This is a genomic window from Massilia sp. KIM, from assembly GCF_002007115.1.
GTDB lineage: Bacteria > Pseudomonadota > Gammaproteobacteria > Burkholderiales > Burkholderiaceae_D > Telluria.
The window spans coordinates 3,099,885-3,123,136 of sequence record NZ_MVAD01000001.1 but is presented as its reverse complement, the minus strand read 5'-3'; the positions used below and the strand labels follow the sequence as shown (position 1 = coordinate 3,123,136).

Here is a 23,252-nt window from a genome sequence, read left to right as displayed (position 1 = left end):
ATCTCCTTGGAAAGCGACAATCGGACAGGCCGAGGGTGCCGTGTCGGCTTAGAGTTGTCCAATATATGATAACCGCCGCTGTGATATGTTTTCCATATCAGTTGACGATGTCGTCCAGTGGGCGTTGGTCCCCAGCCGGCGCCATGCTTCCCTGCGCCCGATTCAGGCGGCCGGCAGCCAGACCGTGAAGGTGCTGCCGGTCCCCAGGCCTTCGCTGTGGGCCTGGACCTCGCCGCCATGCAGGGCGACCATGTTGCGCACCAGGGCCAGGCCGATACCCAGGCCGCCCTGGGAACGGTCGGGGGTGCGCTCGGCCTGGGTGAACAGGTCGAACACCTGGGGCAGCAGGCGCGGCTCGATGCCGATGCCGTTGTCGGTCACCGATAGGCGCACGCGCGCGCCCTGCTGCACGGCGGCGACCTCGATCGCGCCACCCGGCGGCGTGTACTTGGCGGCGTTGTTCAGCAGATTGGTCAGCACCTGCACCAGGCGGGTGGCGTCGCCCAGCACGCGCGCGCGGTCGGCGCGCAGGTCGAGGCTGAGGGTGTGGCCGCGCGCTTCCAGCATCGGGCGCGACTGCTCCACCGCGCTGGCCACGATGCCCAGCACTTCGACCACCTTGCGATCCAGTTCGATCAGCCCGCGCGTGACCCGCGAGACGTCCAGCAAATCGTCCACCAGCGAAGTCAGGTGGCGCACCTGGCGGCCGATCACTTCGCTGGTGCGGCGCACCCGCGGGTCGTCCGCCGACATCTTGAGCAGCTCGGCGGCGGCGGAGATCGGCGCCATCGGATTGCGCAGCTCGTGGGCCAGCATGGCCAGGAATTCGTCCTTACGCCGATCCTGCTCCTGCAGCGAAGCGACCAGGCGCGCGTTCTCGAAGCCGTTGGCCGCGATCGAGGCCAGCTGCACCAGCACCGCTTCGTCTTCCGCGTTGAATTCGCCCTCGTGCTTGTCCGAGACCTGGATCAGGCCGATGTTGCGGCCCTGGCGGTCGACCAGGGGCGCCGCCAGCCAGCCGCGCATCGGCGGATGCTCGGCCGCGTGGGCGCCGAAGCCGCGCCAGGCCGGATGGGCTTCGAGCTGGGCCTGGGTCAGGCGCATCGGCCGGTTGCTGCGGCAGACTTCGGCATAGATGCCGCTGCCGTCGGTCGGCCTGGCGTAGCCGGCATAGGCCGCGTACTTGTCCGACATTGACACCGCGTTGATCGCCTGGCTCATGCCTTCGTCGCTGGTGAGCGACACCACCGCCTGGTGGGCGCCGAGGATGTCGCGCACGGTCAGCACCAGGGTCTCGGCGATGTCCTTGTCCGACAGCGCCGCATGCAGAGTCTGGGAGGCCTGGGCCACCTTGGCCAGCAGGGCCGACTGGCGCCGCTCGCGCTCGAGGCGCCCGGCCAGCTCGGCGCGGGCGCGCACCGCGTCGTCGATGTCGGTGTTGGCGCCGATCCATTCGCGCACCGCGCCCGCCTTGTCGAGGATGGGAATGCCCTTTACGGCCGTCCAGCGGTAGACCCCATCGGCGCGCCGCAGGCGGTATTCGGTTTCGTACACGGAGCGCGCCGCTACGCATTCCTGCCACTCGCGCAGGCTGTGCTCGCGGTCGTCCGGGTGCACGGCGTCGAGCCAGCCGAATTCGCGCCACTCCTCGTAGGTCTGGCCGGTGAAGGCGCGCCAGGACGGGGAGTCGTCTTCCACCCGGCCGTCGGGGGTGTTGGTCCAGACGATTTGCGAGGTCGCCATCACCAGCGAACGGAAACGCTCCTCGCGCGTGCGCAGCACGGCCTCGTTCTCGACCCGCTCGGTGATGTCCTCGTGCATGAGCAGCACTTCGAGCAGCCGGCCTTGCTCATCCTTGATCGGCCGGGCGCGCGTCTCGACCCAGCGCACCCGCCCCGGGCCGCCGATGGCCGCGGTGTCATAGCGGTTGGCCGGGATGTCGACCGCTTCGCCGGCCATGGCGCGCTCGAGGTAGGGCAGCACGCCGGTCTCGCGCAGTTGCGGGTCGGTCAGGACGTTGTAGTCGCCGCCGACCACATAGCGTTTCAGCTCGCTGCCGTCGCGGATTTGCCACAGCTCTTCCCAAGCCTTGTTGACCCGGACCGTGCGTCCGTCCGGGGCCAGGATCTGGATGCTCACCGGCGCCTGCTCGAACAGTTCGCGGTAGCGCAGTTCGCCGGCGGGATCCGGCCCGGCGGCGTGAGGAGCGTGGTCGTCAGAGAACGGCATGGTGCCAGGATGGGCCGGATACGGCCGAGCGTGGAGAACGCCGCATGTTCTCACAGTTGCGGCATTCCTGCACGAAGCGTTTTCAGATGCGGTTCGGGGCCGCCGCCGGCGCGCTCTTGCGCTCGCGGCCCAGCACCAGCAGGCCGAAGGCGGTCGCGAACACGTACATGCTGACCGAATAGATCGCGGCCGGCACCATCAGCTGGAAGTCGCCCAGCACCGACACCGCCACGAAGATGGCGAGGGTGGAGTTGTGGATCCCGATCTCGTAGCCGATCGCCACCGCGTCGGGCTTGTCCATGCCGGTCAGGCGCGGCACGTAGTAGCCCAGGCCCAGGCTCAGGACGTTGAAGGCGATGACCGCCAGGCCGACGGTGGCGAAGGAGGACACCAGGGCGTTCCATTCCTTGGCGAAGGCGATCACGGCCAGGAGGGCCAGCACCACCATCGAGAAGATCTTCATCGGCTTGTCCATGCGCGCCGCGAAGCCGGGCGCGCGCGCCTTGACCAGCATGCCGATCGCCACCGGGATCAGGACGATGCCGATCACCTCGATCACCTTCCCGGTCTGCATCGGCACCACCTGGCCGCTGTCGGAAAAGGCGTCGATCGCGAAATTGGCGATCAGGGGCAGGCTGACGATGGAGAGCAGGGTGTTGATCGCGGTAAGCGAGATGTTCATCGCCACGTTGCCGCCGAACAGGTGGCTGAACAGGTTGGCCGAGACCCCGCCCGGCGAGGCCGCGAGCAGCATCAGCCCGACCGCGAACACCGGCGGCACGCCGAAGGCCAGGATCAGGCCGTAGCAGATCGCCGGCAGCACGGCCGCCTGCAGGAGGAGGGCCAGCAGCACCGCCTTGGGATGGCCGAGCAGGCGCTTGAAGTCGGCCGGGGTAAGGGACAGGCCGAGCCCGAACATGATCAGGGCCAGGGCGCCGATCAGGAGGCTGGGCAGCAGGGTGATGAAATCGCTCATGGTGTCTCCATTCTTTTGTTGGTTTTTTCGGCGGGAGGGTGGGCCCTCCTCGCCGCGGGACAGTGTAGAGCAAGTCGCCAGGCAAAAACCGCCGGCGTGCCGGCCTGGCGACAAATATCAGTGGCCGCGCTTTTGCACCAAAGCGGTGCCGACCCCGTGGCGCTTGCCTTCGCTGACGGCGGTGACGGTGCCGTCCGGGTTGAACACGATGGCGTTGGCGGCCCCGATCTCCTCGGCCTTGGGGTCCCAGCGGTGGCCGCGCGCCTCCAGGGCGCGCGCCTGGGCGCTGCCGGCGAAGCCCGGCTCCACGGAACTGGCCTCGCCATTGCGCTCGCTGATGCGCGGCGCATCGATCGCCGCGTCCATGGGCATGCCGAGGTCGACGTAGTTGACGATGCTCTGCAGCACGGTGGTGATGATGGTGGCGCCGCCTGGGCTGCCGACGGTGAAGGCGGGCTTGCCGTTCCTGAGGGCGATGGTGGGCGCCATGCTCGAGCGCGGACGCTTGCCGGCCTCCGGCACGTTGGGGTGGGGGCCTTCGAAGTCGAAGTCGGTCATCTCGTTGTTCAGCAAGAAGCCATAGCCCGGCACCACGATGCCGCTGCCGCCCCAGTCCTCGAGGGTGAAGGTGTAGGCCACCACGTTGCCGTCCTTGTCCGAGACCGCCAGGTGGGTGGTGTGGGCGCTTTCCCGGCGCAGGCGCTCGCGGTTCGGGCGCAGCGGCACGCTCTGGTCGTCCTGGTAGGGGTAGGGGTCGCCGGCGGCGACCTTGACGGCGGCGCGCTCGCCGATCAGCTTGCGGCGCTGGGCCGCGTAGTCCTTCGACAGCAGGCCCGGGAGCGGGGCGTCCACGTATTCCGGGTCGGCCAGGTAGGCGTCGCGGTCGGCGAAGGCCAGCCGGCTGGCTTCCAGGTAGAGGTGTTCGGCGCGCTCGCGCGGCAGGGTCTTGAGCTCGAAGCCCTCGAGGATGTTGAGGGCTTCGGCCACGGTCGCCCCGCCGCTCGAGGGCAGGGGCATGCCGTAGATCTCGTAGCCGCGATAGCTGCTGTGCAGCGGGCGGCGGATGCGCGCCTCGTAGTTGGCCAGGTCGGCCAGGGTCATGCGCCCCGGGCGCACCGACGCGCCGGCGGCCACCGGCGGCTGGTTGACCGCCTCCACGATGGCGCGCGCGATCGGCCCCTCGTAGAAGGCCTTGACGCCGCCGGAGGCGATCTCGCGGTAGGCGCGCGCCATGCCGGGGTTCTTCAGGAGTGTGCCCGCAGGCAGCGCCTTGCCGTCCTTCAGATAGAGCGCGGCCGTGGGCGCGAACTGCTGGAATTTCCTTTCATTTCCGCTCGTTAAATGAAAGAAATTTTCATTGAGCTTGAAGCCCTTGGTGGCGACCTCGATGGCGGGCGCCAGCACCTGCTTGAACTGCATGCTGCCGTAGCGCTGCAGGGCCTCGTGCCAGCCGCGCACGGTGCCCGGCACCCCGACCGCCGCGCCGCTGGCGACCGCCGCGTCGAAATCGATCGCCTTGCCGTCGGACTTGAACAGGGCGGGCGAGGCGCTGGCCGGCGCCGTCTCGCGGTGATCGATGGTGATCACCCGGCCCTCCTTGGCCAGGTAGATCAGCATGAAGCCGCCGCCGCCGATGCCGCAGCTGAAAGGATCGGTGACCCCCAGGGTGGCCGCCGCCGCCACCGCCGCGTCGACCGCGTTGCCGCCCTGGTTCAGGATGCGCATGGCCGATTCCGAGGCCTGGGCGCTGATGGTGGCGACCGCGCCGCCGCTGCCGCTGGCCACCGGCGCCGCCAGGGCCGCCGGCAGGTGGATGACGATGGACAATACCAGCCCGCTCGCGAGCGCGATTCCGTTCATGCCTGGCTCCCGGTGACGCCGGCTCACATGCCGTACATGTTGATGCTGACCGGATAGCTCGCCGGCCGGGTTTCCGCCATGCCGCGCGGCGGCGGCTCCAGGCCGCGGTCGAGCTCGATGCGCGAGCCGCGCAGCGCCGGGTTGGTGTAGCCCGGCTTGCCGGGCACGAGGTAGAAGGCCTGGGCCACGGTGCCGATGCGCAGGGTGAAGCGGTAAGCCACCTGGCCGGCCCACATGCAGCGCGCGTTGTCGGGGCAGCGGCTGTCCTCGGCGCCCTCGTAGGTGAGGGTCAGGCGTTCGGCCAGCGGCAGGGTCTGGCGCTCGGCGAGGGCGTAGCGGGCGTCGGGCAGGCGTTCGCTGCTGGCGCAGCCGCCCAGGGCCGCCGCGGCCAGCAGGGAAAACAGGACACGGAAGGAAGTGCGCATGCGTCGTCATCCAGGTGGGGAAGTGGAGCAGCCATGATAGCAAAACCACAAGCGCGGGGCCGCGCCCCAAGGCAAACGCAAGTCATAAACCAGTCATATTCGGCAAGTATTCTGTGCTGCGTAGTCCAAAACTTCCCTTACAACCAGCAATAGGAATAAGAAGCCAATGATCAAGAAGATCCTCGCCGGCGCAGCCGCAGCACTCGTGATGACGACCTCGTTCGCCGCCGACATCACCGGCGCGGGCGCTACCTTCCCGTACCCGATCTACGCCAAGTGGGCCGAGTCGTACAAGGCAGCCACCGGCACCGGCCTGAACTACCAGTCGGTGGGTTCGGGCGCCGGCATCAAGCAGATCAAGGCCAAGACCGTCGACTTCGGCGCCTCCGACATGCCGCTCAAGGCCGAGGACCTGGACAGCGACGGCCTGATGCAGTTCCCCGCGATCATGGGCGGCGTGGTCGCCGTGATCAACGTCGACGGCGTGACCCCGGGCCAGCTCAAGCTGACCGGTCCGGTGCTGGCCGACATCTACATGGGCAAGATCACCAAGTGGAACGCCCAGCCGATCGCCGCCCTGAACCCGGGCGTGAAGCTGCCGGACGCCGACATCACCGTCGTGCACCGCGCCGACAGCTCGGGCACCTCCTTCCTGTTCACCGACTACCTGTCGAAGGTGAGCCCGGAGTGGAAGAGCGGCATCGGCGCCGGCACCACCGTCAAGTGGGCGGTGGGCGTGGGCGGCAAGGGCAATGAAGGCGTGGCCGCCAACGTGCAGCGCATCAAGGGCGCGATCGGCTACGTGGAATGGGCCTACGCCAAGAAGAACAAGCTGTCGCACACCCAGCTGAAGAACAAGGACGGCGTCTTCCTGCAGCCGGACGACGAGAACTTCAAGGCCGCCGCCGCCAGCGCCGAATGGACCAAGGCCCCGGGCTTCGGCGTGGTGCTGACCGACCAGGCAGGCAAGCAGAGCTGGCCGATCACCGGCGTCTCCTACATCCTGATGCACAAGAGCCAGGCCGACGCCAACAAGGGCGCCGAAGTCGTGAAGTTCTTCGACTGGGCCTTCAAGAACGGCGCCCCGGCTGCCGCCGAGCTGGACTACGTCCCGCTGCCGGCCTCGGTGGTCAAGCTGGTCCAGACCTCCTGGAAGAGCAACCTGAAAGACGCATCGGGCAAGGCGATCTACTGATACGCCTGAGTACCAACGATCCGGCAGCGCGGCTGCCGGATTTTCTTTGAGCTCCCCATGACAACGGCCAATACGATCGTCCTGGTGGTCGACGACAAGCCGGCGATTGCCGAACTGCTCAAGTTCTCGCTGCACGAGGACGAGTGGATCTGGCACAGCGTGCCGAGTTTGGCGCAGGCCTGGGACTTCATCGGGCGCGAGCGCCCCGAACTGCTGCTGCAGGAATCGATGCTGCGCCAGGAAGGCGGCATGCGTCTGCTCGCGCGCCTGCGCGGCGACCGCCGCCTGCGCGAGCGTCCCGTGATCCTGCTGGCGGCCGAATGCGCCGAGGGCGAACGCGGCCTGCCACCCGCGCCGGCGCCCGCCGAATTCATCCCCCAGCCCCCGCCCGGCGACGCCGACACCTCGCGCCTGCTGCGCTCGGGCCGCCTGGTGCTGGACCCGCTCAGCTGCAGCGTCAGGGTCGGCAGCCACAAGGTCGAGGTGCGCCACGCCGAATACCGGCTGCTGCGCTTCCTGCTGTGCCACCCGGGCCAGGTGTTTTCGCGCGCCCAGCTGCTGGAACACCTGTGGGAAGCCCACGACACCCTGGACCAGCGCACGGTCGACGTCCACGTGCTGCGGCTGCGCAAGGCGCTGGGACGGGCCAAGTCGCTCATCAAGACCGTGCGCGGCGCCGGCTACATGCTGTCGGCTTCTTGACACGAAGCTAAGTCATGTCACGAACATGACATCTGCGCTTAGTAGACTCGCGGCAACTTGTATTGAAGCCGCATAACAGTCTACGCATGAGCAAACTTCCGGTCCACGTCTCTATCCGCAGCCACCGCTTCCTGGTCGTGGTCTGGCCCCTGCTGGCCCTGCTCGCCTGCGCCGCGCTGTGGATCGCCACCGTGCTCCGTGCCGACGCCGAGCAGGAGCGCGCCGCGCTCCAGGTGCGCAAGGACGCCGGCGCCTATGCCGAGGCCTACGAGCAGTACATCACGCGCTCGGTCGGCCAGATGGATCAGATCACCATGCAGCTGAAGTACAGCTGGGAGCATTCGCGCCACCCGGGCCTGCTGGAAGACCTGCGCCGCGACGGCATGTTCACCGACAGCGCCTTCCAGGTGGTGGCGGTGCTCGACCGCGCCGGCATCGTGCGCTCCGCGACCCGTCCGGCGCTGCTGGGCGCGGATCTTTCCGGCGGCGGCTATTTTTCCCAGCACCGCGACCACATCTCGACCGCGCTGCGGGTCGGCGCCGCGCCGCCCCAGTTCGGGCGCGAAGGGAACGTGGTGCTGTTCACGCGGCGCCTGGACACCAGCGAGGACGAATTCGACGGCATCGTGCTGATGGCGGTCGACGCGCGCTACTTCACTTCCTTCGTCAGCCCGTCCACCCTGGGCGCCGACGGCGTGGTGGCGCTGGCCGCCCTCGAGGGGCGGCTGCGGGTAGAGCAGCGCAGCGACGGCGCGGCCTACCTGGAGCGCGCGGCGGCGGTGCTGCCGCGGCGCGGGTCGATGTGGACCAGCGAGCGCGGGGTGCGCGTGGTGGAGGGCAGGGACGGCTTCGGCGACGGCCGCGCGCGCGTGCTGGGCTGGCGCCATTCGAGCGTCTACCCGCTGGTGGCCCTGGTGGCGCTGTCGCGCGACGAAGCCCAGGCCGGGGCCCAGGCCTACTGGATCGAGAGCCGCGACCGCGCCATCGTCGCCAGTTTCTGCCTGGCCCTGCTGGGCCTGGGTGGCGCGGTGCTGGCGCGCCGCGCCGTGCTGCGCGAACGCGAGCAGGACGAGGTCAGGCGCGCCTACCGCACCGCCACCGAGAGCGGCAACGACGGCTTCTACATGGCGGCCGCGGTGCGCGGGCGCGACGGCGCGATCGAGGATTTCCGCATCGTCGACTGCAACGAGCGCGGCGCCTTCTTCTACGGCCTGCGGCGCGACGAACTGGTGGGCGCCAGCCTGTCGCGCATCGACGCCGGCCTGTTCGGCGAGGAGCTGCTCGGCACCTACCGCAAGGCGATGGAAGAGGGCTTCTACGAAGACGACCGCAGGATGCCGGCCGATAACCGCCTCAACATCAGCTGGGGGCGGCGGCGCCTGGTCCGGGTCGGCAACGGCCTGGCAGTGACCCTGCAGGACATCAGCGAGCGCAAGGCGCACGAGGTGCAGCTGGAGCGCCTGGCCAACGAGGACAGCCTGACCGGCCTGTCCACCCGTCACGCCTTCCTGGCCGCGATGCCGGCCGCGCTGGCGCGCGCCAGGAACGACAACGCCGGCCTGGCGCTGCTCTTCATCGACCTGGACGACTTCAAGCACGTCAACGACAGCCACGGCCACGCCACCGGCGACCAGCTGCTCAAGTCGGCGGCCCAGCGCCTGCTGTCGCTGCTGCGCCCGACCGACCAGGTGGCGCGCTTCGGCGGCGACGAGTTCGTGGTGCTGCTCCACCCCTGCGAAGGCGAGCGCCAGGCGGCCTCGGTGGCGGCGCGCATCGTCGACGCCTTCGGCGTGCCCTTCCTGTTCAAGGACGAGCTGCATGCGGTGGGGGCCTCGATCGGCATCGCCATGTACCCGCGCGACGGGCTGGACGCCGAGACCCTGGTGCGCCACAGCGACATCGCCATGTACGCGGGCAAGAACGAAGGCAAGGGCCAGTACCGTTTCTTCGATCCGGCCTATTCCAACAGCCTGAACACGCGCGCCCGCCTCAAGCAGCACCTGCTGGAAGCAATCGAGGCCGACCAGTTCCTGCTGCACTACCAGCCGCGCGTGGATGCGCGCAGCGGCGAGCTGCTGAGCATGGAGGCGCTGCTGCGCTGGCGCCATCCGCAGCTGGGCATGGTGCCGCCGGGCGACTTCATTCCGCTGGCCGAGAGCACCGGCCTGATTGTGCGCATCGGCGAAGCCGTGATCGACAAGGCCTGCGCCCAGCTGGCCGCCTGGCGCGAGGCCGGGGTGGCCCTGGTGCCGGTCTCGATCAACGTCTCGCCCAAGCAGTTCCTGCGCGGCGGCGTGCAGCGCCAGCTGAGCGCGGCGCTGGCGCGCCACGCGGTGCCGGCCAGCCTGATCGAGGTCGAGATCACCGAGTCGGCCATGATGGGCGACCAGGACGACATCCTGGCCGAGCTGGCGGCCCTGCGCGCGCTGGGCGTGAAGCTGCACGTGGACGATTTCGGCACCGGCTACTCCTCGCTGTCGCAACTGCAGCGCCTGAAGATGGACGTGCTCAAGGTCGACCGCGCCTTCACCACCGAGCTGGCGCGCTCGAAGGAGGGCAAGGTGTTCTTCCAGGCCATCGTCTCGATGGCCCACGCGCTCGGCATGTCGGTGGTGGCCGAGGGCGTGGAGACCGGCGAGCAGCTGGCGATCCTGCGCGGGCTCGATTGCAACGAGGTGCAGGGTTTCTACATCGCGCGCCCGGTGCCGCCCGCCGAGATGGCGGAGATGATGCGCCGGCGCTTCCTGTTGGAAGCGGTCGCGCTTGCGCCGGCGCCCCAGGACTGAAGGGGACTCAGTCGAGGTCGGAGGCGGCGTGGCGCTCGGCCACGCCTTCGCCGGCTTCGCCCCAGGTGCGGTTGACCTTGCGGCCGCGGACCACGGCGGGTCGCGCCGCGATCTCACCGGCCCAGCGCTGCACGTTCGGGTAGTCGTGGACCGACAGGAATTCGGCCGCGTTGTAGAGGTCGCCGCGCACCAGGGCGCCATACCAGGGCCAGATCGCCATGTCGGCGATGCTGTAGTCCTCGCCGGCGACGTAGCGGTGCTGGCCAAGCTGGCGCTCCAGCACGTCGAGCTGGCGCTTGGTCTCCATCGCGTAGCGGTTGATCGGATACTCCAGCTTTTCCGGCGCATAAGCGTAGAAGTGGCCGAAGCCGCCGCCCACGAAGGGCGCCGATCCCATCTGCCAGAATAGCCAGTTCAGGGTCTCGGTGCGCGCCGGCCCCGCCTTCGGCAGGAAGGCGCCGAACTTCTCGGCCAGGTAGACCAGGATGGAACCGGACTCGAACACCCGCACCGGCTCGGCGCCGCTGCGGTCGAGCAGGGCGGGGATCTTGGAATTCGGGTTCACGCCCACGAAGCCGCTCGAGAACTGGTCGCCGTCCTGGATCCTGATCAGCCAGGCGTCGTACTCGGCGCCGGCGTGGCCCAGGGCCAGCAGCTCCTCGAGCAGGATGGTGACCTTGACGCCGTTGGGCGTGCCCAGCGAATACAGCTGCAGCGGATGCGCGCCGACCGGCAGTTCCTTGTCGTGGGTGGGCCCGGCGACCGGGCGGTTGATGCTGGCGAAGGTGCCGCCGGACGCGGCGGGAGTCCAGACCTTCGGCGGGACGTAGGGCGATTGTTCGGCCATGCTTTCTCCTTGATGCGCGGGCGCCGCGGCCGGCAGCGGGCGGCGACCCAGACGGGTGGAGGAGGATTGTAGCCCCAGCCGCGAAAGCCTGCCGGACGCCGCTCCATTCAGCCGGCAGCGGGCCGGTCCGTGCATAATGGCGGGATCGCCCCACACCGCCGCCACCGCATGCTCGTCTTCATCGACACCGAATTCACCGATTTTTCCAACAAGGATCTGATCAGCCTCGCCCTGGTGGCGGAAGACGGGCGCGAACTGTATGCCGAGTTGGGCGACTACGACAGGGCGCTGTCGAGCGACTTCGTGCGCGCGGTGGTGGAGCCGCTGCTCGGGCGCACGCCCGGGGCGGTGCGCGGCGCGCGGGCCGAGGTCGCGCAGGCCGTGCGCGCCTTCCTGGCCGGCATCGACGCGCCCTGCATCGCCTACGACTACCCGCACGACCTGGTGCTGCTGCGCGAACTGCTGGGCGACATGCCGGCGCCACTGGCGTCCAGCAACGTCTACCGCAAGCTGGACGAGACCCTGATCGAGCGCTACTTCGCGCAGCACGAGGCGCCGGTCCACCACGCGCTGCACGATGCGCGCGCCAACCGTTACGCCTATCGCCCGGATTACCGCCGGCGCCTGACGCGGCGCGCGTCCTGAAGCCGGTTGGGCGGGGGCTGCGCCGCCGACGTGGTCGGGCAGCGCCGATGCGTCAGCCGGCGCCGGCGTGTGCCGGGCGCACCTTCAGTCGCTGACCTTGCCGCGCAGCGCCTTGATCTGGCCGCTGCGCGTCTTGGCCTCGAGGCGGCGGCGCTGGGAGGCGCGGGTGGGACGGGTAGGGCGGCGCACCGCCTGCACCTCGGCCGCCTTGTCGACCAGGGCCTGGAGGCGCGCCAGCGCGTCCAGCTTGTTTTGCTCCAGGCTGCGCGACTGCTGGGCCTTGATGACCAGCACCCCCTCCTGGGTGATGCGGGCGTCGCGCAGCGCCAGCAGGCGCGCCTTGACCGCCTCGGGCAGGGAGGACGCCGCGATGTCGAAGCGCGCGTGCACGGCGCAGGACACCTTGTTGACGTTCTGGCCGCCCGGGCCCTGGGCGCGGATGGCGCTGAACTCGACGTCGGCGGGATCGATGGTGACGGTCATGGAAAAAGAAAGCCCGCGCGAGGCGGGCTTTGGGCTGCGGGGCGGGGACGGCTCAGACGTAGGCCGCCAGGGCGCCCTTCATTTTCTTGAGCGCGGCCGATTCGATCTGGCGGATGCGCTCGGCCGACACGCCGAACTCCTCGGCCAGCGTGTGCAGGGTGGCGCCGGAACCATCGTCGTTGGCCAGCCAGCGCGCTTCGACGATGCGGCGCGAACGCGGGTCCAGCTTCGACAGTGCGGTCTCCAGGCCTTCGGACTGCAGGCGCACCACTTCCTCGGCCTCGATGACCTTGGTCGGTTCCTGCTGGTCCGAGGACAGGTAGGCAATCGGCGAGAACTTGTCGTCTTCGTCGTCGGTCGGCGCTTCCAGCGCGATGTCGCGGCCGGAGAGACGGGTTTCCATCTCGATCACTTCCTCGCGCTTGACGTCCAGCATGCGCGCCAGTTCGTCGACCTGGGCCGGCGACATGGCGTCCAGGCTCTGCTTGTTGCTGCGCAGGTTGAAGAACAGCTTGCGCTGGGCCTTGGTGGTTGCAACCTTCACCAGGCGCCAGTTCTTCAGGATGTATTCATGCATCTCGGCCTTGATCCAGTGCATGGCGTAGGACACCAGACGCACGCCCTGGTTGGGGTCGAAGCGCTTCACCGCCTTCATCAGACCGATATTGCCTTCCTGGATGAGGTCGGCGTGCGGCAGGCCATAGCCCAGGTAGCCGCGCGCGATCGACACCACCAGGCGCAGGTGCGAGAGCACCAGCTTTTGCGCGGCGTCGAGATCGTTCTTTTCCCGCAGCCGCTTCGCCAGCGAGACCTCTTCCTCGTGGGACAGCATCGGCAGACGGTTGACGGCCGAGATATAGGCGTCGATGTTGCCGAGATTGCCGGTGAAACCAAGTCCCAGAGCACGACTGCCGGCCGGAACCAATGCGGATTGTGCGGACATATTCATTTCCCTCGTCGATAAATCTTGCTGCATCCCAATCTGCCACCATTTACTGCTCAGTGACACGGCTGTTACCGCTTGTTACCGGATGCTTGACCTTGATTGGTCTTTCCTTAGCTCATATATTAGCACTCTCCCGAGGTGAGTGCTAGAAACCCCGTGGGCGCTTAAGTCGTGCCAAAGTATTGCCGCAAGGCATCATTTTCGTGGACGCTTCCACTGTAGAGCAGAGGCCCGCTAAATGCTTGATTCAACTCAAGTGTGGCGTACAAGGAGCTGGAAAACCGCCTTAGGGACAGCTTACGGGGGGAAGACCACTTCCTCTGTTGGATGGCGCACGCAGACAAGGCGCGGCCTGTAGGACGATTCCGCGCGATTGCGTAGGGAGGACCGGCTAAGCCATAAGATTATGGCCGAATGTCGGGATTTCAAGCCCCCGTGGAGACGGAAATCTTCCGCCGCCACGGGGTGGTGACGATGCCTAGCGCACGCGCGCCAGGTGGCGGCGTACCGAGAGCATGGCGCCGATCAGCCCCAGCCCGGCGCTGATGGCCAGCAGGCCCGCCACTTCCAGCGCGCCCAGCGGCAGGAGCTGGAAGTTCGAGCCGTACAGGCGGGCGAAGGCCAGGATCGCTTCGTTCAGCGGCAGCAGGGCGGCCGCCACCACGCCCAGCGCCACCGCGCCGGCGCCCAGGCCGAGCAGGGCCCCGGTGTAATAGAAGGGGCGGTGGATGAAGTTGTCGGTCGCGCCCAGCAGCTTGGACACGGCGATTTCCTCCTTCTGGGTCAGCACCTGCAGGCGGATGGTATTGAACACCACCGCGATCACCACGATGCCCAGGGTCACGGCCAGCAGCAGCAGGGCCAGGCGCAGCACGCCCAGCAGGGCCGCCAGACGCTTGACCCAGCTCGAATCGACCTGCACCGCGTCCACGCCCGGCAGCGCGCGCAATTGCTCGACGATGGAGTCGACCTTGCTGGCCGCGCTGGCGCTGGTATAGCCATCCAGCTTCAATACATAGCTGTCGGGCAAGGGATTCTCGCCCAGGGTGTCGATCACCTCGCCCAGTTCGCTGCGCTCCTTGAGCGAGGCCAGGGCGTCCTCGCGCGGGACGAAGGCGACGCTGGTCCTGGCGGCTGCATCGCCGCCGAGGATGGCGCGGATCCGGGGCGCCAGCGCCTGGGCCTGCTCGCGCGGGGTCTCGGCCTTGACGAAGACGCTGATCTCGGGATCGACCGAGAGCTGCTCGGACAGCGGCCGCACGTTGTCGAGCAGGGTGATGCCGGCGAAGGGCAGGGTCAGGGCCAGGGCCACGACCAGCACGTTGAACAGGAAGCTGCCGGGCGACTTGCGCACCGTGCCCAGGGCGGCCCCGAGGGCGAAGCCGTGTTGGCGGAACCAGGGGCTCATGCCGCGCCCTCCACCACCTGGCCATGCTCGAGTCGGATCACGCGGCCGGCCGCGTCCAGCACCTGTTCGTCGTGGGTCGAGATCACGCAGGTGACGCCGGCCAGGTGGAAGGCGTGCAGGGCGTCGATCACGCGCTCGGCCGCGACGCGGTCGAGGTTGGCGGTCGGCTCGTCGGCCAGGATGATCTGCGGGCGGTTGACGATGGCGCGCGCCACCGCCACCCGCTGCTGCTCGCCGCCCGAGAGTTCGAGCGGCATGGCCTTGGCGCGATCCAGCAGGCCGACCTTGTCGAGGGCGGCGCGGGCGCGCCCCTCGGCCTGGCCGCGCGGGGCGCCGGTGACGAGCAGGGGCAGCATCACGTTGGCCAGGATGTGGCGGTCGTTGAGCAGGCGCTGGTGCTGGAAGATCAGGCCCAGGTTGCGGCGCAGGAAGGGGATGCCGGCCTTGTTGATGCGGCCGATGTCCTGGCCGTTGACCAGCACCTTGCCGCTGCTGGGCCGCTCGACCGCGGCCACCATCTTCATCAGGGTCGACTTGCCGGCGCCCGAGGGGCCGGCCAGGTAGACCAGCTCACCCTTGGCGATGTCGAGGGTGACGTCGCGCAGCGCATAGGCCTCGTGCGTGTACTGCTTGGAAACAGACTGGAATGCAATCATGGGTACCTTCAGCCGAGCAGCGCTTCGACGAATTCTTCCGCGTTGAAGGGCTGCAGGTCGTCGAGCTTCTCGCCCACGCCGATGAAGTACACCGGGATCGGGCGGGTGCGCGCGATCGCCGCCAGCACGCCACCCTTGGCGGTGCCGTCCAGCTTGGTGACGATCAGGCCGGTGAGCTGCAGGGCGTCGTCGAAGGCCTTGACCTGGGCCAGGGCGTTCTGGCCGGTATTGCCGTCGATCACCAGCAGGGTCTCGTGGGGGGCGCTCTCCATGCCCTTGCCGATGACGCGCTTGATCTTCTTGAGTTCTTCCATCAGGTGCAGCTGGGTCGGCAGGCGGCCGGCGGTGTCGACCATCACCACGTCGACGCCGCGCGCCTTGCCCGACTGCACCGCGTCGAAGGCGACCGCGGCCGGATCGCCCGAAGCCTGGGAGATCACGGTGACGTTGTTGCGCTGTCCCCAGACCATCAGCTGCTCGCGGGCGGCGGCGCGGAAGGTGTCGCCGGCGGCCAGCAGCACCGACTGGTCGAAGCGCTGCATGTGCTTGGCCAGCTTGCCGATGGTGGTGGTCTTGCCGGCGCCGTTGACGCCGGAAATCATCATCACCAGCGGCTCGTGGCGGCCGAGCTCGAGCGGCTTCTGCAGGGGCTGCAGCAGCTCGATCATCAATTCCTTGAGCGCGTTCTTGACGGCGGCGGCGTCCAGCAGCTTTTCGTCCTTGACGCGGCGGCGCAGGGCGTCGAGCAGGTGCTGGGTGGCGTCCATGCCGGCGTCCGACATCAGGAGGGCGCTTTCGAGTTCCTCGTACAGGTCTTCGTCGATTCGCGCGCCGACGAAGAGCAGAGACAGGTTGCTCGAGGTCTTGGACAGGCCGGCCTTGAGGCGGGCCATCCAGGATTGCTTCTGCTCGGCCGGGCTGGTGGGACGCTCGGCGGTTTCGGGGAACAGGGCGCCGTCCGCGAAGTCGGTCGCGACGGGCGCGGCGGCAGGAGCCTCGGGCTCGGCCGCGACGGCCGGTACCGGGACCGGGACTGACTCGGGCGCGAGGTCGGGCAGGGCCGGCGTTTCCGGGGCCGCTTTTTTTCTTTTGAAGAAACTAAACATAGTCTGGTGGCGGGGCCGCATGCGGCGCCGGCGAAGCGGCGCGATGAAAAAAGTAGCGAATATTCTACCAGAGCAGTAATTCGGCTCCCTGCTGTTTTGCTGCGCCGCGCAAGTCCGGCAAGCATGTCGTGAATCTGTCAAAAAACCCGGCTGCTCAACAGTGCGGAACTGGAAAAACGGACGCAGCTGATATACATTGACATCGGAGAGAGAATCCGCTAATTACAACGGGGAAAAACCGTGAAAATTACCAACTTTTTTAAGCGCCTGGTGTTTGGAGACAATGCCATCGACGGCAATGCCAGCGCCTTCCGTACCCTGGTCGTGTGGGCCTTCATTGCCTTGGTGGCCTTGTTCCTGACCCATCCATCCGGCGAGCCGATCAGTTTCTTCGACAAGCCGATCCCCTTGCCGCCTGAACTCGGCCTCGAGCACGCGCCCACATCCTTGACCCCCTGACCCGACCGGCTTGGCCAGCCGGGCCAGGCGCGGCGATCAGGCCTTGGCCTTGGCGGCCTGTGCATTCTTGCGGATGGTCTCGAGGGTCGCGTTCGGCGTGATCAGCTCGCCATCGTAGCGCAGTTCGATCAGCGCGGGCAGCTTGCGTTCGTTGGCGAAGACGAGTGCGCGCGCCAGGGCCGGCGCGAAATCTTCCGTCTTCTCCACCACATCGCCGTGGCCGCCGTAGGCGCGCGCCAGGGCGGCGAAATCCGGATTGTGCAGCCCGGTGCCCGAGACGCGGCCCGGGTATTCGCGTTCCTGGTGCATGCGGATGGTGCCGAACATGCCGTTGTTGAACACCAGGATCACCACGCCGGCGCCGTACTGCACGGCGGTCGCCAGTTCCTGGCCGGTCATCATGAATTCGCCGTCGCCGGCGAAGCTCACGACGGTGCGCTCGGGGCGCACGATCTTGGCGCCGACCCCGGCCGGCACCGCATAGCCCATCGCGCCATTGGTCGGCGCCAGCTGGGTGCGCAGCCCGCCGTAGCGGTAGAAGCGGTGCGCCCAGGACGCGTAGTTGCCGGCGCCATTGGTGATGATGGCGTCGCGCGGCAACTGGCGCATCAATTCCTGCACCACCTGCCACAGGTCCAGCGGCGCATTGCCTTCACGGAAGATCGGCGGCTGTTCCTGGTAGGCGGCCAGCTCGGCCTTCGCCTCGGCCACCGTGCCCTGCCAGGCGGCGGCGTCGACCGGTTCCATCGCGGCCAGCATGGCGCAGGCCTGCGCCATGCCGCTGGCGATCATCAGTTCGCCCTGGTAGACGCTGCCCAGTTCTTCCGGGTCCGGGTGGATGTGGACCAGGCGCTGGCGCGGCACCGGCGAAGCCAGCAGCGAGTAGCCGCTGGTGGTCATCTCGCCCAGGCGCGGGCCGAGGGCGATCACCAGGTCGGCTTCCTTCACGCGCGCGGCCAGTTTGGGGTTGATGCCGATGCCGACGTCGCCGATGTAGTTCGGGTGGGCATTGTCCAGCAGGTCCTGGAAGCGGAAGGTGCAGGCCACCGGCAGGTGGTTGGCCTCGGCGAAGCGGCGCAGGTCGGCGCAGGCCTCCTCGGTCCAGGTATTGCCACCCAGCAGGACGAGCGGGCGGCGGCTCTCGGCCAGCATGGTGCGCAGCTGGGCGACCTGGGCGGCGGCCGGCGCGCCCTGCACCGGCTGGTAGCGGCGGGTGTCGGCCACGGCCGCGGTTGAGACCAGCATGTCCTCGGGCAGGGCCAGCACCACCGGGCCGGGGCGGCCACTGGTGGCCACCTGGAAGGCGCGCGCCAGGTATTCGGGAATACGGTCGGCGCGGTCGATCTGGGCCACCCACTTGGCCATCTGGCCGAACATGCGGCGGTAGTCGATTTCCTGGAAGGCTTCGCGGTCGATGAAGTCGTTGCCGACCTGGCCGATGAACAGGATCATCGGGGTCGAATCCTGGTAGGCGGTGTGCACCCCGATCGAAGCGTTGGTCGCGCCCGGCCCGCGCGTGACGAAGCAGATCCCGGGCTTGCCGGTCAGCTTGGCGTAGGCCTCCGCCATGAATGCCGCGCCCCCTTCCTGGCGGTTGATCACGAAGCGGATCTGCGAATCGTGCAGGGCGTCCAGCACGTCGAGGTAGCTTTCGCCCGGCACGCCGAAGGCGGTGTCCACGCCGTGGATGTGGAGCGCATCGACCAGGATCTGGCCGCCGGTACGGGAAGGGTGCGTCATGAGGGATCGTCCTTGTTGGTTTGGCATCCGGGCAATTCTAATGAAGCCCATCCATAGCGGCTTTTGAAATGGCGACATCAAATTTCAGTTCTTCGTGAGCGCTGCGTCACCGAAAGCCGACACTATCCATGCTTAAAGGATAGCTTTTCTGCATCAAGTCTTTATTCATTGACACGAAAATTTCCTAAAACATATAGTCCAGTGCCGAGGTTTGATTGGCACAACAACCACATAGGGATGACGATAATCACATGAAAAAGACGATGAGCCTCGTGCTGGGCGCCAGCATCGCCCTCGGCGGCTGCGCCACGGCGTCGAAAGACATTGCTGCCGCCTATGTCTCGCCCATGCAATACCAGGGCTACGATTGCGAACAGCTGGCCAGCGAATCGCAGCGCATCCAGGCGCGCGTGATGCAGCTCAGCGGCCGCCTGGACGCGGCCGCCTCGAACGACAAGACGATCGCCGGCGTGGGCATCGTGCTGTTCTGGCCGGCGCTGTTCGCGCTGGGCGGCACCAAGCAGCAGGAAGCCGACTATGCCCGCCTGCGCGGCGAGTACGACGCGGTCCAGCAATCCGCCATCCTCAAGAAATGCCCCGGCATCGTGGGCACGCCCGTTTCCCCCGCTGTATAAACCATAAGAAAGAAAGCCAAGCATGAAAAAGAGTCTGACCGCCCTCGCCATCGCAATCCTCCTGGCGGGTTGCGCATCCCCGGCCCGCATCGAGCAGATGACCGCGAGCGCGTCGCCGGCCCAGCGCATCGTCAAGACCCCGCTGCGCGACAACGTGGCGGTGCGCGACGTCACCGGTGGCAAGGAAACCAATCCGATGTGGGTGTCGAATGTCGGCAACGGCGAATTCGAGCAGGCGCTGGAGGCATCGCTGCGCGATGCGGGCCTGCTGTCGGCCGGCAAGCAGGCCGGCAAGTACACCCTGGTCGCGCACCTGGAAAAGGTCGACCAGCCGATGGCCGGCTTCAACATGACCGTGACCGTCACCGCCAGCTACTCGCTGGTCGAGCGCGCCACCGGCAAGGAAGTGCTGAACCGCCGCGTGTCCTTGCCCTACACGGCGTCCTTCGACGCGGCCTTCGCCGGCACCGAGCGCCTGCGCATCGCCAACGAGGGCGCGGTGCGGGTCAACATCACCAAGCTGATCGAAGAACTGTTCGCCCTCAAGGTCGACCAGGTCGCCATGAACTGATCCAGCCCCGGTGCATCCGCTGCGCCCGGTTCGGTGCAGCAATTCCCCCTTGAAGGGCGGCAGCGGGTACAATGGTGGGGTGAAGCAGGCCAGACAGTCGCTGGTCATCGCCCCCGGGCGATGGCGGGAGGAAGGTCCGGACTCCACAGAGCGGGGTGACGGTTAACGGCCGTCCGCTGAAAGCCGCAAGGTATAAGGCGAGGAATAGGGCCACAGAGACGAGCGTATTCAGTTACGGTGAAACGCGGTAACCTCCACCTGGAGCAATTCCAAATAGGCACGCGTTGATGTTGCTCGCGGAGCGTGCGGGTAGGAAGCTTGAGCGCTGGAGTAATCCAGCGCCTAGAGGAATGGCTGTCATAGGGGCGTCCCGCAAGGGAGACCACTACACAGAATCCGGCCTATCGGCCTGCTTTACTTGAATTCTTTCCAGCGCAGGAAGGTCCCTGGATCTTGAGCCGCGCCGGTGTGAAAAAGCCGTCCCCGCTTGCGCGGGGACGGCTTTTTTTGTGGGCTTGCGCTTAGAAGTTGGCGCGGAACTGCACACCGTAGGTGCGCGGATCGTTGACGATGCCGGTCAGGTTGTCGAAGTCGATCGCCGCCTGCACCTGCACCTCGTCGGTGATGTTGCGCACGTAGGCTGCCAGCTCGTACTTGCCGTTCGCCCACTTGTAGCCGACGCGGGCGCCGCCTTCCATCAGCGACTTGGCCTTGTACTCCTTGGCTTCGTACAGGAACATGTTGTAGTTGCTGCGGTAAGCCCAGTCGGTGTCGGCGTAGAAGTCGCCATTGGCCAGCGGGATGCTGTAGCGCAGGGTGAAGTTACCCTGCCAGCGCGGCGCGCGCGGCAGCGGGTTGCCGTCGATGCGCACGGTGCCCGGGAAGGGCCCGACCGGGTTGGTCACGGTGCAGCCGGCGCGGCCGCCGGTGTTGGCGAAGTTGCCGCACTGCTGGACGAACAGCGAGGCGTCCTTGATCTCGGTGTCGTTGTAGCTGCCGCCGAGGGTCATGCGCAGCGAGTCCGACAGCACCGCCTGGAAGTCCAGCTCCACGCCCTGGCCGGTGACGCGGTCGGCGTTGATCAGCTGGTTCATGTTGATCACGCCGCTGCCGGCGGTGAGCTGCTTGTCCTTGACGCGGTAGTGGAACACGCTGGCCGACAGGCGCGCGCGGCGGTCGAACAGTTCCTTCTTGATGCCGGCTTCGTACGACAGCACTTCTTCCGCGTCGGCGAAGGAGGGGCGGTCGGCCAGGCCGTTCAGGCGGCCCTGCATGCTGGGCGCGCGGTAGCCGGTGGCGACGCGGGCGAACAGGTTGGTGTCGGCGTCCAGCGCGTAGGTGCCGCTCAGGTCCCAGCTGACGTTGTTCGACTCGTCATTGATGATGAAGGGGCCGGCGGTGGTGGCCTCGACGCGGCGCGCCGAGAAGTCCTTCTTGTCGTTGGTGTAGCGCAGGCCGCCGCGCAGCTTGAGCTTGTCCGACACGGTGTAGTTCACCGAACCGAAGGCCGCCCACGACTTGGTCGACTGGTCCTGGGTCGCGTAGAAGGGGTTCTGCGGGTTGCCCGGGGCCAGCGAGTCGAAGCTGATGCTGTCGATGCGGATGTCTTCATTGAAGTAGAACAGGCCGCCGATCCACTGCAGCGGGCCGGCGCCGTTCGACTCGACCCGGAACTCCTGGGTGAACTGGCGGTGCGCCGGCAGCAGGTCGGCGGTCTCCACCACGAAGGGGATGTAGCCGGGCCCCATCGGCTGGGCGTAGACCGCGCCGTAGCCGCCGTCGACGTCGGCGCGGCTGTAGAAGTCGGCCGTCTCGTAGCCGGTGATCGAGTGCAGGGTCACGCTCGGCAGGTCCCAGCGCAGGCGCGCACTGCCGCCCTTGGTGCGCAGCTTCTGCACGTTGACGCCATCGCTCGGGTAGCTGCCGAAGTCGAAGCCGTCCACCAGTTCGTTGGTGCCCTGCTTGATGATGTTGGCGCGGAACAGGGTGGCGTTGTTGTCGAGGTCGCGCGCGTGGATGTTGAACAGGGCGCTGAACTCCTTGTTCGGCTTGACTAGCACCTGCAGGCGGCCGGCGTTGTCGTGGTAGCCCTCGAAGTCGCGGGTGCCGGTCGGACGCGGGTTGTGCACGCGGTCGTCGCGGTTCTGCGACTGCAGCGAGACGCGCGCCGCCACCGTCTGGCTCAGCGGCAGGTTGAAGGCGCCTTCGGCGTTCTTCACGCCGTCCTTGCCGAAGCCGGCGCTGAAGTAACCCTCGGTGCGGAACACCGGCTTGGTCGAGTCGAACTTGATGACGCCGGCCGGCGAGTTACGGCCGAACAGGGTGCCCTGGGGGCCGCGCAGGACTTCGACCTGCTCTACGTCGAACACCGGGAAGCCCTTGAGCATCGGGCTTTCCTGCACGATGTCGTCGACCACCAGGCCGACCGGCTGGGAGGCGTTCAGGTCGAAGTCGGTGTTGCCCTGGCCGCGGATGTAGAAGCGCGGGAAGGAGCGGCCGTAGTCCGATTCGATGTTCAGGCTGGGCGAGCGGCCGGACAGGAAGCGGATGTCATAGCCGGCGGCGGTCAGGGTGTCGAGCTTGTCGCCGCTGACGGTGGTGATCGACATCGGCACGTCCTTGATGTTCTCCGCGCGGCGCTGCGCCGTCACGATCACCACGTCCAGGCGCTGGCCGCCCTCGCGCTTGGCCGCGGGGGCGTCCTGGGCCGGGGCGCCTTCCTGGGCGCTGTCCTGGGCCAGGGCGAGCTGGGCGGGGAAGGCGGCGGCGATGGCCATGCACAGCAGGGTGTGGCGGATCGGGGTAGACGGGCGGGAGCGGTGAGTGTTCATGCGTGTCCTTGGTGGGGGATGAGCGGGCGCCGGTAAGCGTTTTTGTAAAGACATGGAGTTTACTGAACGGTCGTTTGTTTCATCAATGAAAGAATGTCAAATGCGTCATATTTACGACAATGTAAGTGGATCCGTGTTGTCATTCGACCAAAAAACTGCCCCCGATCCCGTTCGGGCGCGTGTTCCGGCGTCCTGGGCCTCCGCTTTCGTGCATCGTCGCATTCCGGCCCCGGCCGCCTGCCAGCCCCTTAGGCTGACAGCCATCACGACAACCCCTTAGCAAGGAGTGCAAGATGGCAGAGAGCATATTGGGCGTATTCGCGCTGGCGATCATCGAATTGTGGGCGGCGATACCGCTCGGTTTCCACCTGCAGTTGCCGCCGGCCGTGCTGGCGGCAGTGGCGATCGCCGGCGCCTTCACCGGCGCCACGGCCGCCATGTTCGTCGGCGGCGGCATCCGCCGCCTGTTCTTCTGGCGTAAGGGCGAGAGCGGCGAGGGCGGGCGCATGTCGGCCTGGCTGACGCGCAAGGGGCCGTGGGCGATCGGCCTGCTCGGTCCCCTGCTGATCGGCCCCGTGTTCGCCGCCCTGCTGGCCGGCGCGCTCAAGCTGCCGCGCCGCTCGTCCTTGGCCTTGCTGGCGGCCGGGATCGTGTTCTGGACCATCGTGGTCACCCTGCTGGCGGTTTTCGGCGTGGCGGCGCTGCGCTGAGGCGGCGGCAGTGCCCGAGTCAGGGGCCGAGGCCGGAGCGAC

The 23,252-nt window shown here is 67.6% G+C and carries 20 protein-coding genes and 1 other RNA gene; 9 read left to right on the top strand and 12 right to left on the bottom strand.

What is annotated here, in order from left to right:
* Nucleotides 1–162 precede the first annotated feature (162 nt).
* The 4 genes from B0920_RS13620 to B0920_RS13605 all read right to left on the bottom strand — a co-directional run bounded on the left by B0920_RS13620 (nt 163) and on the right by B0920_RS13605 (nt 5,490).
* The gene (locus B0920_RS13620; protein ID WP_078033013.1) at nt 163–2,229 is read right to left on the bottom strand and encodes a PAS domain-containing sensor histidine kinase; all 2,067 of its coding nucleotides are present in this window, start codon (nt 2,227–2,229) and stop codon (nt 163–165) included.
* Between the two features lie 82 nt (nt 2,230–2,311).
* Entirely contained in the window at nt 2,312–3,205 is an 894-nt protein-coding gene (locus B0920_RS13615; RefSeq protein WP_078033012.1) for a bile acid:sodium symporter family protein, read from the bottom strand.
* Between the two features lie 117 nt (nt 3,206–3,322).
* Nucleotides 3,323–5,065, bottom strand: coding sequence for a gamma-glutamyltransferase (gene ggt / locus B0920_RS13610; protein ID WP_078033011.1), 1,743 nt, complete (start codon nt 5,063–5,065; stop codon nt 3,323–3,325).
* 23 nt (nt 5,066–5,088) lie between these two features.
* Nucleotides 5,089–5,490 carry a hypothetical protein gene (locus B0920_RS13605; protein ID WP_078033010.1) on the bottom strand — a complete coding sequence of 134 codons (402 nt, stop codon included), beginning with the start codon at nt 5,488–5,490 and terminating at the stop codon, nt 5,089–5,091.
* A gap of 166 nt (nt 5,491–5,656) precedes the next feature.
* Between B0920_RS13605 and pstS the strand changes: the two genes are divergently transcribed.
* The 3 genes from pstS to B0920_RS13590 all read left to right on the top strand — a co-directional run bounded on the left by pstS (nt 5,657) and on the right by B0920_RS13590 (nt 10,173).
* The gene (pstS, locus tag B0920_RS13600; protein ID WP_078033009.1) at nt 5,657–6,685 is read left to right on the top strand and encodes a phosphate ABC transporter substrate-binding protein PstS; all 1,029 of its coding nucleotides are present in this window, start codon (nt 5,657–5,659) and stop codon (nt 6,683–6,685) included.
* A 57-nt stretch (nt 6,686–6,742) separates the two neighbouring features.
* A complete protein-coding gene (locus B0920_RS13595; RefSeq protein ID WP_078033008.1) occupies nt 6,743–7,387 on the top strand; it encodes a response regulator transcription factor in 645 nt (214 codons plus the stop codon).
* Nucleotides 7,388–7,473: 86 nt separating this feature from the next.
* Entirely contained in the window at nt 7,474–10,173 is a 2,700-nt protein-coding gene (locus tag B0920_RS13590; RefSeq protein ID WP_078033007.1) for an EAL domain-containing protein, read from the top strand.
* A gap of 7 nt (nt 10,174–10,180) precedes the next feature.
* Here B0920_RS13590 and yghU read toward each other — a convergent pair whose 3' ends face one another.
* Nucleotides 10,181–11,020, bottom strand: coding sequence for a glutathione-dependent disulfide-bond oxidoreductase (yghU, locus tag B0920_RS13585; RefSeq protein ID WP_078033006.1), 840 nt, complete (start codon nt 11,018–11,020; stop codon nt 10,181–10,183).
* 168 nt (nt 11,021–11,188) lie between these two features.
* Here yghU and B0920_RS13580 point away from each other — a divergent pair, with 168 nt between their 5' ends.
* Nucleotides 11,189–11,665, top strand: a complete 477-nt coding sequence (locus tag B0920_RS13580) for a 3'-5' exoribonuclease (RefSeq protein WP_078033005.1) — start codon at nt 11,189–11,191, stop codon at nt 11,663–11,665.
* 84 nt (nt 11,666–11,749) lie between these two features.
* On the opposite strand, the gene arfB is transcribed toward B0920_RS13580, so the two are convergent.
* The 5 genes from arfB to ftsY all read right to left on the bottom strand — a co-directional run bounded on the left by arfB (nt 11,750) and on the right by ftsY (nt 16,264).
* Nucleotides 11,750–12,148: an alternative ribosome rescue aminoacyl-tRNA hydrolase ArfB gene (gene arfB, locus B0920_RS13575; protein ID WP_078033004.1), complete on the bottom strand. Its 399-nt coding sequence runs from the start codon at nt 12,146–12,148 to the stop codon at nt 11,750–11,752.
* 52 nt (nt 12,149–12,200) lie between these two features.
* Nucleotides 12,201–13,091: an RNA polymerase sigma factor RpoH gene (gene rpoH, locus B0920_RS13570; protein ID WP_078033003.1), complete on the bottom strand. Its 891-nt coding sequence runs from the start codon at nt 13,089–13,091 to the stop codon at nt 12,201–12,203.
* Between the two features lie 481 nt (nt 13,092–13,572).
* Nucleotides 13,573–14,502, bottom strand: a complete 930-nt coding sequence (gene ftsX, locus B0920_RS13565) for a permease-like cell division protein FtsX (protein WP_078033002.1) — start codon at nt 14,500–14,502, stop codon at nt 13,573–13,575.
* A complete protein-coding gene (locus B0920_RS13560; RefSeq protein ID WP_078033001.1) occupies nt 14,499–15,158 on the bottom strand; it encodes a cell division ATP-binding protein FtsE in 660 nt (219 codons plus the stop codon). Before B0920_RS13560 ends, ftsX begins: the two co-directional genes overlap by 4 nt.
* 8 nt (nt 15,159–15,166) lie before the next feature.
* Nucleotides 15,167–16,264, bottom strand: coding sequence for a signal recognition particle-docking protein FtsY (gene ftsY / locus B0920_RS13555; protein WP_078033000.1), 1,098 nt, complete (start codon nt 16,262–16,264; stop codon nt 15,167–15,169).
* 240 nt (nt 16,265–16,504) lie between these two features.
* On the opposite strand from ftsY, the gene B0920_RS13550 reads away from it, so the two are divergent.
* A complete protein-coding gene (locus B0920_RS13550; protein ID WP_078032999.1) occupies nt 16,505–16,723 on the top strand; it encodes a hypothetical protein in 219 nt (72 codons plus the stop codon).
* Nucleotides 16,724–16,759: 36 nt separating this feature from the next.
* Here B0920_RS13550 and B0920_RS13545 read toward each other — a convergent pair whose 3' ends face one another.
* Nucleotides 16,760–18,463 (bottom strand): thiamine pyrophosphate-binding protein, encoded by a 1,704-nt coding sequence (locus B0920_RS13545; RefSeq protein ID WP_078032998.1) that lies wholly within the window; start codon nt 18,461–18,463, stop codon nt 16,760–16,762.
* A 251-nt stretch (nt 18,464–18,714) separates the two neighbouring features.
* On the opposite strand from B0920_RS13545, the gene B0920_RS13540 reads away from it, so the two are divergent.
* From B0920_RS13540 to rnpB, 3 genes are all read left to right on the top strand, one after another.
* Complete coding sequence (locus tag B0920_RS13540) at nt 18,715–19,098, top strand: hypothetical protein (protein WP_078032997.1); 384 nt, start codon at nt 18,715–18,717, stop codon at nt 19,096–19,098.
* Nucleotides 19,099–19,120: 22 nt separating this feature from the next.
* On the top strand, nt 19,121–19,669 hold the full coding sequence (locus B0920_RS13535; RefSeq protein WP_078032996.1) for a hypothetical protein: 549 nt from the start codon (nt 19,121–19,123) through the stop codon (nt 19,667–19,669).
* A gap of 81 nt (nt 19,670–19,750) precedes the next feature.
* An RNA gene (gene rnpB, locus B0920_RS13530) (RNase P RNA component class A) lies at nt 19,751–20,089 on the top strand.
* Nucleotides 20,090–20,190: 101 nt separating this feature from the next.
* Here the strand turns inward: rnpB and B0920_RS13525 are convergent.
* Nucleotides 20,191–22,500 carry a TonB-dependent receptor gene (locus B0920_RS13525; RefSeq protein ID WP_078032995.1) on the bottom strand — a complete coding sequence of 770 codons (2,310 nt, stop codon included), beginning with the start codon at nt 22,498–22,500 and terminating at the stop codon, nt 20,191–20,193.
* A 293-nt stretch (nt 22,501–22,793) separates the two neighbouring features.
* Between B0920_RS13525 and B0920_RS13520 the strand changes: the two genes are divergently transcribed.
* Nucleotides 22,794–23,210 carry a hypothetical protein gene (locus tag B0920_RS13520; RefSeq protein WP_143745726.1) on the top strand — a complete coding sequence of 139 codons (417 nt, stop codon included), beginning with the start codon at nt 22,794–22,796 and terminating at the stop codon, nt 23,208–23,210.
* The last annotated feature ends 42 nt before the right edge of the window (nt 23,211–23,252 follow it).